This window comes from Bartonella grahamii subsp. shimonis, from assembly GCF_036327415.1.
Taxonomy (GTDB): Bacteria; Pseudomonadota; Alphaproteobacteria; order Rhizobiales; family Rhizobiaceae; genus Bartonella; species Bartonella shimonis.
In genome coordinates, this window is record NZ_CP123961.1 from 171225 (window position 1) to 184941 (window position 13717).

9 protein-coding genes and 3 pseudogenes are annotated in these 13717 nt (G+C 41.8%); 2 read left to right on the forward strand and 10 right to left on the reverse strand.

Features of this window, described 5'->3' with window-relative positions; translation table 11 throughout:
• Positions 1-361: 361 nt before the first annotated feature.
• The 7 genes and pseudogenes from QHG57_RS01030 to tkt form a co-directional block, all read right to left on the reverse strand.
• Positions 362-565, reverse strand: coding sequence for a hypothetical protein (locus tag QHG57_RS01030; protein ID WP_330169296.1), 204 nt, complete (start codon positions 563-565; stop codon positions 362-364).
• A 913-nt stretch (positions 566-1478) separates the two neighbouring features.
• Positions 1479-2093 (reverse strand): annotated as a pseudogene (locus QHG57_RS01035) (class I fructose-bisphosphate aldolase); the annotation flags it as partial.
• A 16-nt stretch (positions 2094-2109) separates the two neighbouring features.
• A pseudogene (locus tag QHG57_RS01040) lies at positions 2110-2724 on the reverse strand (class I fructose-bisphosphate aldolase); the annotation flags it as partial.
• A 16-nt stretch (positions 2725-2740) separates the two neighbouring features.
• Positions 2741-3772 (reverse strand): class I fructose-bisphosphate aldolase, encoded by a 1032-nt coding sequence (locus QHG57_RS01045; protein WP_330168261.1) that lies wholly within the window; start codon positions 3770-3772, stop codon positions 2741-2743.
• A 108-nt stretch (positions 3773-3880) separates the two neighbouring features.
• Entirely contained in the window at positions 3881-5074 is a 1194-nt protein-coding gene (locus QHG57_RS01050) for a phosphoglycerate kinase (RefSeq protein WP_330169595.1), read from the reverse strand.
• Between the two features lie 509 nt (positions 5075-5583).
• The gene (gene gap, locus QHG57_RS01055) at positions 5584-6591 is read right to left on the reverse strand and encodes a type I glyceraldehyde-3-phosphate dehydrogenase (protein ID WP_330168262.1); all 1008 of its coding nucleotides are present in this window, start codon (positions 6589-6591) and stop codon (positions 5584-5586) included.
• Between the two features lie 199 nt (positions 6592-6790).
• Complete coding sequence (gene tkt, locus QHG57_RS01060) at positions 6791-8797, reverse strand: transketolase (RefSeq protein ID WP_330169297.1); 2007 nt, start codon at positions 8795-8797, stop codon at positions 6791-6793.
• Positions 8798-9122: 325 nt separating this feature from the next.
• Here tkt and QHG57_RS01065 point away from each other — a divergent pair, with 325 nt between their 5' ends.
• A complete protein-coding gene (locus tag QHG57_RS01065) occupies positions 9123-9398 on the forward strand; it encodes a DUF4164 domain-containing protein (protein ID WP_330168264.1) in 276 nt (91 codons plus the stop codon).
• Between the two features lie 12 nt (positions 9399-9410).
• Entirely contained in the window at positions 9411-9794 is a 384-nt protein-coding gene (locus QHG57_RS01070) for a cell division protein ZapA (protein ID WP_330168265.1), read from the forward strand.
• A 1358-nt stretch (positions 9795-11152) separates the two neighbouring features.
• Here QHG57_RS01070 and QHG57_RS01075 read toward each other — a convergent pair.
• The 3 genes and pseudogenes from QHG57_RS01075 to QHG57_RS01085 form a co-directional block, all read right to left on the reverse strand.
• A pseudogene (locus QHG57_RS01075) lies at positions 11153-11515 on the reverse strand (pyruvate kinase alpha/beta domain-containing protein); the annotation flags it as partial.
• Positions 11516-11558: 43 nt separating this feature from the next.
• Entirely contained in the window at positions 11559-12995 is a 1437-nt protein-coding gene (gene pyk / locus QHG57_RS01080; protein WP_330169298.1) for a pyruvate kinase, read from the reverse strand.
• On the reverse strand, positions 12992-13480 hold the full coding sequence (locus tag QHG57_RS01085; protein WP_330169299.1) for a DUF1036 domain-containing protein: 489 nt from the start codon (positions 13478-13480) through the stop codon (positions 12992-12994). The genes pyk and QHG57_RS01085 overlap by 4 nt, the downstream gene beginning before the upstream one ends.
• Between the last annotated feature and the right edge of the window lie 237 nt (positions 13481-13717).

A 13717-nucleotide genomic window follows, 5' to 3' on the forward strand; every position in this document is an offset into this window, starting at 1 on the left:
TTATGTTCAAATCAAAAAATCATAATTGGATTATATTGCATAAAGATGCTTTTTCTCATTTTTCCATTTAACACACGATAAGGTACCATTTAGGCACCATGAGAAGCTTTCCCCTTATATCATGATTTCAGAAGCCGCATGAGAAGGATAAAATAAGCCGTTTAGGTGTCTTAGGTCAAGGATGCCGTTAAGTGCTCCTTTAAAGGTTTCCCTTAAGCTTAAGGATCAAAGCTTGTTAGTCCCTTCATTAAACGCGGATCTGATGTCATGATTTTGTAGAGCGATTATTAAGAATTTGAGAGGCAGACAGCCTCTCATTTTGATTTGTATGCAAATGAAGTGCACTCTATTTATTCAGGATTTATTCAGGGAGAATAAGAACATACCCAGGAGGTGCTAAACGGAATAAGAGAGCATCGTAACCCCACGCAGCAGACATGCATACAACAGAAAAAACGCCTTCACCAATTGTTAAGAATAATGCGGACGATATAGCGGCTTCATCTGCTGTTGCGTCACGGCGTTCTAAGAGGTATCCGAAAAAAAACAAAAAGCACGCTAACATACTCGCTCCCCCAAAGAAATTTAACACGGCATGAACCGGTCCACGTATGCGGAACAGGATAAGAAAAATTATGAAAGTAAACACTCCAAATATTCCAGCGAATACTCTACGCACCATATGGCACAAATTTCGCATCATAATTACAGAAAAGCTCTGTTCTGCGTATCGATTTTTTTCTTTGGTGTTTACATTCTTAGAAGATATACTGTTATTCTTAGAAGATATGCTGTCCACAACTCCCCCCCATATTTTAAGACAAAATGCTATGAAGTTAGCTATTTGTAATTATATCATCACAAAATACAAGAAAAATTTATCCATTTTAACGAAAAAATAGGTGGTTTATTGAGGTGCAAATCTATTTTTGTTAGCAAGAGTTATTCAATCCGTTCGTCAATAGAAAAACTCCCCCCATTGAAAAAGAAGCTATCCTGACGCACAAAAACTTCATAAGCTGTTTATCTAATCCACTCAGACATCGCAACTCTCCAATCTACCCGCTTATCCACCAAACTGCAATCAAATGGATTCTGCTAATGACAAGCAATGATAACATGAAAAAGAAAAAATATCACAATATCAAACTCTTCATCAAGCTCTTCAATACAGTACTAGCTTTATGATTTTCACGCAAAAAGTAAGTGCCCACCTCATAAACGACAACATACTAAGATGCTGCGCATTCACAAATTTCCTTTAAAGCACATCATCTCTCCTTCCCGAAATCGCACACCTCTCCCGCAATCTTATCTCTCGATAGCCTCCATAAAGACTTTTAAAATATCCACGGAGAAAACTCTCTGAGAAAGCTTTCAATCCTAAAACGCCCCCGCCATTTTTATCAAGATAAGGGCACCTCACATTACGCAGAAATATGAAAAATCTCTCCGCATTTAGGTATAGGGCTTGTGCTTCAAGCGCTCACTTTTTCTTGTTCTGTTGTCCATTGTCCCAAAGCCGCAAGATGATTCATCCGAGCCCGATGACTAAATGCCTTCTGTGCAACAGCAATATTCTCATCTTTTCCAGCCCATGCTTTTAAGGCAGCTGCTTGCAATGCTCGCCCATAAGAAAAGGTCAATTTCCAAGGCAATGCGCCCAAAGAATTCATGGCAGATAAATGCGCCGTTGCTTCCTGATCAGACTGCCCTCCAGAAAGAAAAGCAATCCCTGGAACAGCGGCAGGAACAGTCTGTTTAAGCACCTGGACGGTCTTTTCAGCAACTTCTTCAACACCAGCCTTGCACGCTTCCTTGCCATCAATCACCATATTGGGCTTTAAAATCATCCCCTCCAAAAGAACACGGGCTTCAAACAATTCTTTAAAGACGGTTGTCAAAACAGTGTGTGTCACCTCAAAGCAACGTGTAATGGAATGCCCACACGATGGTCCATCCATCAACACTTCCGGCTCAACAATGGGTACAATATTGAGTTCCTGACACAAGGCAGCATGGCGTGGGAGAACTTGTGAATTCTGATTGCCCTTCCTGCTAAGCAAAGCATTTGCATCAAGAACAATCAGCGCACACCCTTATGGCAATTCAAGCGCTCACTTTTTCTTGTTCTGTTGTCCATTGTCCTAAAGCCGCAAGATGATTCATCCGAGCCCGATGACTAAATGCCTTCTGTGCAACAGCAATATTCTCATCTTTTCCAGCCCATGCTTTTAAGGCAGCTGCTTGCAATGCTCGCCCATAAGAAAAGGTCAATTTCCAAGGCAATGCGCCCAAAGAATTCATGGCAGATAAATGCGCCGTTGCTTCCTGATCAGACTGCCCTCCAGAAAGAAAAGCAATCCCTGGAACAGCAGCAGGAACAGTCTGTTTAAGCACCTGGACGGTCTTTTCAGCAACTTCTTCAACACCAGCCTTGCGCGCTTCCTTGCCATCAATCACCATATTGGGCTTTAAAATCATCCCCTCCAAAAGAACACGAGCTTCAAACAATTCTTTAAAGACGGTTGTCAAAACAGTGTGTGTCACCTCAAAGCAACGTGTAATGGAATGCCCACACGATGGTCCATCCATCAACACTTCCGGCTCAACAATGGGTACAATATTGAGTTCCTGACACAAGGCAGCATAGCGTGGGAGAACTTGTGAATTCTGATTGCCCTTCCTGCTAAGCAAAGCATTTGCATCAAGAACAATCAGCGCACACCCTTATGGCAATTCAAGCGCTCACTTTTTCTTGTTCTGTTGTCCATTGTCCTAAAGCCGCAAGATGATTCATCCGAGCGCGATGACGAAATGCCTTCTGTGCAACAGCAATATTCTCATCTTTTCCAGCCCATGCTTTTAAGGCAGCTGCTTGCAATGCTCGCCCATAAGAAAAGGTCAATTTCCAAGGCAATGCGCCCAAAGAATTCATGGCAGATAAATGCGCCGTTGCTTCCTGATCAGACTGCCCTCCAGAAAGAAAAGCAATCCCTGGAACAGCGGCAGGAACAGTCTGTTTAAGCACCTGGACGGTCTTTTCAGCAACTTCTTCAACACCAGCCTTGCGCGCTTCCTTGCCATCAATCACCATATTGGGCTTTAAAATCATCCCCTCCAAAAGAACACGGGCTTCAAACAATTCTTTAAAGACGGTTGTCAAAACGGTGCGTGTCACCTCAAAGCAACGTGTAATGGAATGCCCACACGATGGTCCATCCATCAACACTTCCGGCTCAACAATGGGTACAATATTGAGTTCCTGACACAAGGCAGCATAGCGTGCAAGAGCTTGTGCATTTTGATTGATAGCGCCTCTTGTTGGCAAAGTGTGTTCATCAATAGCAATTACCGCACGCCATTTAGCAAAACGTGCTCCCAAAGCATAATAGTCTTTTAGCCGCTCACGAAGACCATCCAACCCTTCGGTAATTGTCTCTTGGGGGAAAGCGGCCAAGGGTTTTGCACCGGTATCAACTTTAATCCCTGGCAAAGCACCTGCATCCCGAATAAGATCCGTCAACATTTTCCCAGTTGATGCTTTTTGCCGAATGGTTTCATCAAATAAAATAACCCCAGAGATGGCATTTTCCATTGCTTCTTTTGTACTAAAAAGCATTTCACGATAAGCACGGCGCCTATCTTCATTGGATTCAACACCAATGCTTTCAAAACGCTTTCCAATGGTCGCCGTACTTTCATCTGCCGCCAAAATACCTTTACCCGCGTGCACCAAAGCAAGTGCAATATCTTCAAGCCGTTCATTCATAAAAAATTCCTCTTTGTTCCGTTTTAATTTCCAAAAATGCGCAACACTATCAAAACACCCTACACGACCGTATAGTTTTTCTTTAACCTTCTCTTCAAAGCCCCCCCCTTAAGCCTGCATAAGGGCAAGAATGCCAGGCAGAGCCTTACCTTCCATCCATTCCAAAAAAGCCCCTCCAGCAGTCGAGAGATAAGTAAAATCATTGGCAACACCGGCATGATTAAGGGCAAAAACTGTATCGCCTCCTCCCGCAATTGAAACCAACTTTCCCGTCAAACTACGTTCTGCTGCATGGCGTGCAACTGCAATGGTTCCCTTATCAAAAGGAGTCATCTCAAAAACACCAAGAGGTCCATTCCACACAAGAGTAGCAGCTTTATCTATCACGGCATTGATATGCGCAATAGAGCGCGTCCCAATATCCAATATCATGCCATCTTGTGGAATATCTTCAATGTCATAAAGACGATGCGGTGCATCTTTTTCAAAGCGAAATCCAACGACAGCATCCACAGGGAGCAGAAGCGTACATTGACACTCTTGCGCTTTTTTAATGATTTTTTTTACCGTTTCCATTAATGCATATTCACACAGAGATTTCCCTACATGGATACCTTGCGCTGCTAAAAAACTGTTAGCCATCCCCCCACCAATAATCAAGGAGTCAACTTTTTCCACCAAATGATTAAGCACAAAAAGCTTGCTGGAGACTTTCGCTCCTCCCACAAGGGCAACCACAGGATGTGTTGGATTGCCAAGTCCTTTTTCTAACGCCTGCATCTCACCTTGCAAAGAGCGCCCTGCATAAGAAGGCAACAAATGCGTTATTCCCTCCACCGAAGCATGGGCACGATGAGAAACTGAAAAAGCATCATTGACATAGAGATCCCCATTATGAGCCAAAGCTTCTGCAAAAGAACAATCATTCTTTTCTTCACCAGCATAAAAACGAACATTTTCAAGCAATAAAACACTACCATTTTGTAATGACTCGACCGCAACCTGCACCGCCGAACCGATACAGTCAGGAGCAAAAGAAATAGGCTGATTAATGATCTTTTCCAGCACTTGCACCACAGGACGGAGTGAAAACTCTGGCTCTACCTTTCCTTTAGGGCGACCACAATGAGAAAGCAGAATAAGTTTAGCACCACGCTTTTGTAACTCAACGAGTGTCTCTTTATGTCGCTCTAAGCGCGTCGTATCACAGACCTTGCCCTGCGCCATTGGCACATTAAAATCCACCCGCACAAGAACACGCTTCCCAGTGACATCAACATCATCAAGTGTACGAAACCCCATCACTGCTTCCTTTTCACTTTCCATTGTTTCAAATAAAAACGCATCCAACAACCCTGCCCACTTTTCTTTCCACTTATCCCCTCTTTGCTTTTACAAAAAATCCACGACAGCCTATCTCTCACCCTCTGCTTGAAAATCCAAAGCTTTCATCGTCAAATGTACAAAAGCCCACCTGCTCTTAATCTTCATATCCCATTGAGACAAACAAATACATTGACTCAACTTGATCTCTATTAAAGCTTCCTTTTACTTCTAGACAAAAGAATTTACATCTCCTGTTTTCTGACGTTTTCTCAAAGAGCGTCTCGTTCAGATCTTACTTTTTCAAAGTTTACTCTTGCATGCAGCTTTTAAAAGCACGTATTACCCCAGTATTAAAACAAAACACATCATCAATTTTTCAATAGTCTCTTCTCTCTAGCGCATGAGAACAACAGCCTCTATCTATTTTTCTCAAAATTGTACAAAAATGAGACTTTTTGTTATAAAAAGAGGACCCTTAGGTCCTCTTATATTGTATTAGCAAAAGCCACAGCCGTATCACTCATACGGTTAGAAAAGCCCCATTCATTATCATACCAAACCAGAACGCGACAGAGCTTACCATCAATCACTTTTGTTTGATCATTGTGGAAAATAGCTGAATGAGGATTATGATTAAAATCACAACTCACGAGTTTTTCTTCTGTATAATCCAAAACGCCCTTTAAAGGACCTTGTGCCGCAGTAGCAATGGCTGTATTAATTTCTTCGATTGTTGTGGAACGCTTAGCGGTAAATGTCAAATCAACCACAGAAACATTAGGGGTCGGAACACGAATCGATACACCATCAAGCAATCCCTTTAATTCTGGCAAGACCAATCCGACAGCTTTTGCCGCTCCTGTTGAGGTAGGAATCATAGAAAGAGCTGCTGCACGTGCACGATAAAGATCACGATGCATTGTATCCAACACAGGTTGATCACCCGTATAAGAATGGATTGTTGTCATAAAGCCCTTTTCAATACCCACGGTGTTGTGCAAGACTTGTGCAACAGGCGCCAAACAATTGGTTGTACAAGAAGCATTTGAAACAACGCGATGCTCGCTGCTTAAAGATTGATGATTAACCCCATAGACAACCGTAAGATCTGCTCCTTCAGAAGGCGCAGAAACAAGAACACGCTTTGCCCCCGCATCCAAATGAGCACTTGCTTTATCACGCGCAGTAAAAATGCCCGTACATTCCAAAGCAATATCGATATCCAAATCTTTCCAAGGCAATTGAGCAGGATCGCGCTCTGCACATACCTTTATTAAACCACCTCCCACGTCAATGGCATCCCCTACCACCTTAACAATCCCAGGGAAACGCCCATGAACTGAATCATAGCGCAATAAATGGGCATTTATTTCCACCGATCCCAAATCATTAATTGCGACCACTTCGATATCTTGTCGTCCACTTTCCACAAGTGCACGTAAAATATTGCGACCAATACGACCAAACCCATTAATTGCAACACGAACTGTCATTTCACATGTTTCCTCATCAATTTTTTTAAGCACAACATTTAAAACACAATAAATGGATATTTCACCAATCCCAAATCAATAACTCCCACAATGTCAATATTTTGGTCACTCACTTATCCACAATAATGCACAAGATCATCCACAACACTGCCCAGAATATGATACACTATAACCACCGCATTCATGACAACACAGGCTGTCATTTTGTCCTTTCCTCTTTGATTTTTTCCAGCTCTTTTTCAACAGTAGCAACGACATTTTCCCAAGTAATACCGAAATGCGCATAAAGGGCATCAATTGTTCCACTTACTCCAAACCCCTCCATACCAATAAACACACCATCACAGCCAATAAAACGGTCCCATCCTTGGGCAACAGCAGCTTCAATGGCAATTTTAATCGGCGCATTTCCAATGAGAGCACGCTGATAGGAGCAAGACTGTTGAGAAAAGAGTTCAAAACAAGGCACAGAAACCACACGCGTTGGGATGCCTTTTTCTTCTAAGACTTCATGTGCTTTTACTGCAATTTGCAATTCTGAACCGGAAGCAAACAAAGTCACTAGTGCCTCATCACTTGCCGTGAGTAATTCATAAGCACCAAGCATACAGAGATTTTCTTCTTCATATTCTTGACGCAAAAGCGGTAGATTTTGTCGGCTCAAAGCCAAAGTAGAAGGCGTTTTGCGTGCTTTCAAAGCCAATTGCCAACACTCGACTGTCTCCATAGCATCAGCAGGACGAAACACAAGATGATTAGGCATTGCGCGCAGACCAGCCAAATGCTCCACGGGTTGATGGGTCGGACCATCCTCACCAAGACCAATAGAATCATGAGTCATGACATAAACCACCCGTAACCCCATGAGAGAAGACAAACGCATAGCAGGACGCATATAGTCAGAAAAGCATAAGAACGTTCCCCCATAAGGAATAAAGCCGCCATAAAGGGCAAGACCATTCATCACGGCTCCCATTGCGTGTTCGCGAATACCATAATGGAGATAGCGCCCTAAAAAATCATTCGCAGAGATACTTTTCATCTGGCTGCTTTTTGTATTATTAGATCCGGTTAGATCTGCCGAACCACCAACGGTCTCAGTAACGACTTCATTGATCACTTCAAGAGCCATTTCCGAAGCTTTACGCGTAGCAACAACAGGGCGCTCTTCAACCAATTTCTGTTTATAAGTATCAATAACGCCATCAAATCCGCCCACGAGATCGCCCCGCATCAACCTTTCAAACTCCACCCGTTCTGACATAGGAAGATTAGCAAATTTTGCTTCCCATTTTTGGCGTTTTTTTGCAGCGTTGAGACTAGCCAAGCGCCAACTATCGAGAATATCGGCTGGAATAACGAAAGGCTCAGCATCCCACCCTAAAGCGATACGGGTTTCAGCGATTTCTCGTGCGCCCAAAGGGGACCCATGAACTTTATTGGTCCCCGCTTTATTTGGTGCTCCAAAACCAATCGTTGTTTTACAAGCGATCAAAGTTGGTTTATCGGAATTTTGTGCTGCCTCAATAGCCCGTGCAATTGCTGCTTGATCATGCCCATTGACTTTATGGGTCTCCCAACCTGATGCTTTAAAACGCGCAATCTGATCTGTACTGTCAGCAAGTGAAATTTCTCCATCGATAGAAATATTATTATCGTCCCACAATACAATAAGCTTATTGAGTTTTAAATGACCAGCAAGGGAAAGTGCTTCTTGAGAAATTCCTTCCATAAGGCATCCATCGCCCACCAACGCATAAGTGTAATGGTTGATAAGATCACCAAAACGGGCATTTTGTAAGCGCTCACCAAGCGCCATCCCCACGGCATTAGCCAACCCTTGTCCAAGTGGTCCAGTGGTTGTTTCGATTCCCGCCACATGCCCATATTCTGGATGTCCAGCAAGCTTTGCCCCTAATTGGCGAAAATTTTTGAGATCTTCAAGAGAGAGATCTTCATAACCAGAAAGATACAAAAGAGCATAAAGCAACATAGACCCATGCCCTGCTGATAACACAAAACGATCACGGTTAGGCCAGCGAGGATTTTTAGGATCATGAGCAAGGAATTGTGTATAAAGAACCGTAGCAATATCGGCTGCCCCCATTGGCAAGCCCGGATGACCAGAATTTGCTTTTTCAATCGCATCAATAGCAAGAAAACGGATAGCATTGGCCATCTGATTCTGTTGGTGGGTGTTTGTCATGAATAATCGACCATTTCGTTAAATACGTTATTCTGTTGCTTTTTCCGTATTCTCTTAAAATTCTCAAGAAATACTATTTTTTAACCATTAGCGTGAGACTTTTTGCCACCATTTCAATAACATTCCCCTCACGCATCCTGTATATCCATGTCATTTATGCCAATACGCGCAAAAAATCCAGCTCTTAATTTATATCTCACCCCTGCTTTGCTTGCTAAAATATCCTACATACTTAAAAATAAAATGCACACAATACAAGAGTGAAAGTGATTCGTTTTTGCATAACACATTGATAAGGGATACAATTACCCAAAGGATAAAAGCAATGAACCAAGAGACTACAGTTCTAAAAGATGCTCTAGAACACCTAGAAAAAGCACTTAGAACTTTAGAGATCACCATAATAAACCGCAATGCCGTTATTGATAAAAATAACGAATGGGAAGAAGAAATTCAACGAATGAATGCTGACCGCAGCCATCTTGCCCAAGCACTTGACAAAGCTGAGGCCCAAATTGAACGCTTAGAGTCTGTAAACAAAGAAGTTTCCAAACGTCTTATTAAAGCAATGGAAACAATTCGTGTCGTCATTGATAGATAAAGGTTTGAATGTATGGAAACTGTTTCCGTTACCATTGATGGTAAAATTTATCGCATGGCTTGTGATAAAGGACAAGAACGTCGTCTTATTGCGCTTGCTGCTCAGTTGGATCAATATATCACACATTTAAAGAACAATTTTGGTGAAATTGGCGACCATCGTTTATCGGTTATGGCTGGCATAATGATTATCGATGAAATGGAAGAAATAAAACGAGAAAATAAAAAATTACAAGAAGACTACGATGCTCTTTTACGACTCCACAACGAAAGAGACCGCACCATGGGGAAAATTATGCGTGACACCACACAACGCATTGAAAATCTCACCAACCAATTGCTCAAAGATGATCAAAACAGCCCAAACATTCAAGAACAAGAACAGGAAGATTTCTAAAAGTACATCAACGCGTAATAAACCAGTGATTTGACTTGTCCGCCACACCTAACAGGATAAAAATTCTTAAACCCATACCAGTCTGTAAATGGTCCGGTTTTTTATAGAGAGGATTCCAGCTACTCACCTCTTATGAGATTAACTGAAAACTCAACAAGAAAGCCCGCCCCTGAATATTTCACCCCTGCACAAACACTTCATATATCAAGGAGGCATCTTATATTACCACATTTCAAATGACATGTCTTTTAACTGCGCAATAAAATAACAAAACCAATATCATTATAAAAAACATATAAATGACAATAAAAACAAACAAATAACGCATCATCCAAGAAAAAGGACTATATTCATGTTTCCTATGAATGCATAGCGAAAGTCCTTGCCCCTAGATAATATCAAGCAGATTCAATATATATTTAAAAATAACCTTATCTATTATACCGTAAAACACCGCCATTTGATAATATAAGCACCATGGAATCTTTGCACCTAGAATATCCATCAGCGGGAACCAACCAAGAAAAACCGTATCGTTTATAAGCCACTGTGAATTAAGTATTTTCCCCCTTTAGAGAAGGAAAAAAGCCAAACCCGAAGATTATATTTATCTGAGACAACTTCAAACATCATAAACAACAATAATAGCTCTTAAAAACATTCCCTACCGCCATCTTTATATTCTGGTAACACAACAATCCATCCTCTCCTCAGCTCTCAAAACTCCGCGCTTTATAAAAGAGTAAACCGACGCCATTACTCACTTTGTCAACGCCCAATATTGGACAGCCCTTAAACTTTAGAAACGGTTCATAAGAAGCGTGCCTTTCTTGTATAATTTTCAACCATATGGTCCACTTGCTTGTAACGTACAAGCGAATAGCTATGATTGACAAAACATGAACAAATTTAATTTAAACTGAGAAAATTTTGCAATATTTAGAGTTCTAATTTAATATAAAAAAACGCTGTATTATCATTATAAATCAATATGTTGCAAAAGCGCAGACAAGGCATATTTTTAAAAACACACCCATCACTTTTTTCATGACATACCAGCATGATTTTTAAAGCACATAATTTTAATCTTATTCAATTCTGTTTGCAAAAGTTTAAAATGAGAAAAATTTCAAAGTTCTCATTCAAAAAGCAAAAGAATGAACTCTCACTATCAATAAACATCTCACTCGTATAAACTTCAATAAAGCAATCCCCAATATACCTCAATGAAATCAAAGGGGGCTCCCATTAAATGCCCTACCGTAAAATCAGCTTCCTCAAAACTAAAACAAAATCGACAAACAACATCACCGCATCTGCTTCCATCCCCAAACCTAACGACCTAAGGCAACACCTTGTTATCTTACGACAGGAGATAAAGCAATAATTGGTCTATTGGGACGTTCACGAGAAGCGCGTACCCCCGTTGTTCCTGAAGCCGTAAAAGTACGCATGAGATTTGTCGCACCAGGCGTTCCAAGAGGAACCCCAGCTGTCACAAGGAAGCGATCTCCCCCTTTGCAAAAGCCTTCCTGAAATGCAATGGCTGCTGCACGATCAACCATATCCTCTAAACTCCGTGCATCTTGCGTGACCACACAATGAAGCCCCCAAACTAAAGCCAAACGCCGTGCTGTTTCCACAATGGGAGATAAAGCAATAATTGATCTATTGGGACGTTCACGAGAGGCGCGCACCCCCGTTGTTCCTGAAGCCGTAAAAACCTGTTCAAAGGCGCATGAAAAAACACCATACGTAAACGACTCAAATCCCTTTCGTTCCATCTTGGGAGACAGAAGCAATACGCAAGAGATTTGTCGCACCAGGCGTTCCAAGAGGAACCCCAGCTGTCACAAGGAAGCGATCTCCCCCTTTGCAAAAGCCTTCCTGAAATGCAATGGCTGCTGCACGATCAACCATATCCTCTAAACTCCGTGCATCTTGCGTGACCACACAATGAAGCCCCCAAACTAAAGCCAAACGCCGTGCTGTTTCCACAATGGGAGATAAAGCAATAATCGGTTTATTGGGACGTTCACGAGAAGCGCGCACCCCCGTTGTTCCTGAAGCCGTATAGGCAACGATAGCTGATAGCGCAAGTGTTTCAGCTATCTGACGCGCAGCAAGAGAAATCGCATCTGTTCCTGTTGATTCTGGTGCTGGATGTTGTGCCCCAACCTGAGCTGCATAAGTGTGATCTTGTTCGATTTGCCGCGCGATTCGATCCATCATAAGCACGGCTTCTTCAGGATAACGACCAGAAGCAGACTCAGCAGACAACATCACCGCATCTGTTCCAGCATAAACTGCTGTAGCAACATCCGACACTTCTGCGCGTGTCGGAACAGGAGATGTGATCATTGATTCGAGCATTTGTGTTGCCACCACAACAGGTTTTCCTGCTAAACGACAAGCTTTTATGAGCTCCATCTGAAGCGCAGGAACCCTTTCTAGAGGCATTTCCACTCCGAGATCACCCCGTGCAATCATAATACCATCAGATACATCAATAATTTTCTCTATATGCTCTAAGGCTTGAGGCTTTTCGATTTTAGCCATCAAAGACACTTTGCTTTTCGTCAACCGACGCACCGCCATAATATCTTCTGGACGTTGAATAAAAGAAAGAGCAACCCAATCAACAGGCTGTTGTAAAAGAGCCTGAAGATCCTCCTTATCTTTTGACGTCATCGAATCAAAAGGCAAAATTGTATCGGGAAAACTGACACCCTTTCGATCAGAAATACGGGTTCCAGCAACCACGCGACACTGCAAAGAATGACCATCACAAACTTGCGCGCACAGTTCCAGTTTTCCATCATCAATCAATAACCGATCCCCTGGTTTAACAGCTGAAAATACATCCTCATGAGGAAAAAAAACACGCTGTGCATCACCAAGGACATCGCGATTATCTAACGTAAAGCTTTGCCCAACACGCAAATCTTCTTGCCCCTTAGTAAAACGACCCACACGCAGTTTTGGCCCCTGAAGATCCACTAAAATACCAATGGGGCGCCGAACTGTTTTTTCAACTTCTCGTATAGACTTGACCAAATCACCCATCATATCACGATCAGTATGGCTCATATTAAGACGAAAAACGTCTGCTCCTGCCCTAAAAAGCTTCTCAATCATCAAACGAGAAAAAGAAGAAGGACCAAGAGTCGCAATAATTTTCACTTTACGTGCACGTTTCACGGTGGAGAATTTCCTGCAAGAGAAGGGACAACTGAATTATTTAACAAAGACTCATCCGTCAACTGTACCATCCAACTGGTTTGATTTCCGGTATCAATTTCTTTAAATTCAGCCTTTTGATATCCTCGAGGGAAACAATCATGAACCCCTTGAATGGTAAATTGGCTATCTTGTACACACATGGTTACAGAGCCTGCCCAGCTCCCTTTTTTTTGTGCCCCTTCTGCATAAAAATAATAAAACCGTGAAGCAAGAGGCCCCTCAATTAAGGTTTTACACTCCGTCACTGGTACCGTCCACCAGCCTTCGCTCACCCACCCTGAAAATGTGCGATATCCAAGAGCAACCCCTACAGACTGTTGGGTTGTATTACAAACCCTAAAATCAGCTTTTGCAAAAATAACAAGGGGAAACAAGAGCAAAATGCTCAAGAGAAAAACCTTTAATCCTTTCTGAAACACCCAATATCGTTTTTTTAAAATCACAAAACTTCCTCTATAATGTCAAATTCTCAAAACAAATTACACATTTCGTTTTTCAAAAGCTTTTCAAATCTAAAACGTATATTTTTATATTTTTCTTTTTATAGCCCTTTTATCAATGCATATATCTTAAAAATTTTACAAAATATTTAAAGTCAATTTGTAAAAAAACAGTGTAGCTCGATTTACTTTTTGTTTTTCAAGCTTTTTCAACATAAATTCATCGTTGAAAAACAACTT

Bases quoted from the DNA above. Each gene is read 5' to 3' on its own strand.
- QHG57_RS01030 (WP_330169296.1), bottom strand. From the start codon at position 565: ATGTTAGCGTGCTTTTTGTTTTTTTTCGGATACCTCTTAGAACGCCGT.
- QHG57_RS01045 (WP_330168261.1), bottom strand. From the start codon at position 3,772: ATGAATGAACGGCTTGAAGATATTGCACTTGCTTTGGTGCACGCGGGT.
- QHG57_RS01050 (WP_330169595.1), bottom strand. From the start codon at position 5,074: ATGGGGTTTCGTACACTTGATGATGTTGATGTCACTGGGAAGCGTGTT.
- gap (WP_330168262.1), bottom strand. From the start codon at position 6,591: ATGACAGTTCGTGTTGCAATTAATGGGTTTGGTCGTATTGGTCGCAAT.
- tkt (WP_330169297.1), bottom strand. From the start codon at position 8,797: ATGACAAACACCCACCAACAGAATCAGATGGCCAATGCTATCCGTTTT.
- QHG57_RS01065 (WP_330168264.1), top strand. From the start codon at position 9,123: ATGAACCAAGAGACTACAGTTCTAAAAGATGCTCTAGAACACCTAGAA.
- QHG57_RS01070 (WP_330168265.1), top strand. From the start codon at position 9,411: ATGGAAACTGTTTCCGTTACCATTGATGGTAAAATTTATCGCATGGCT.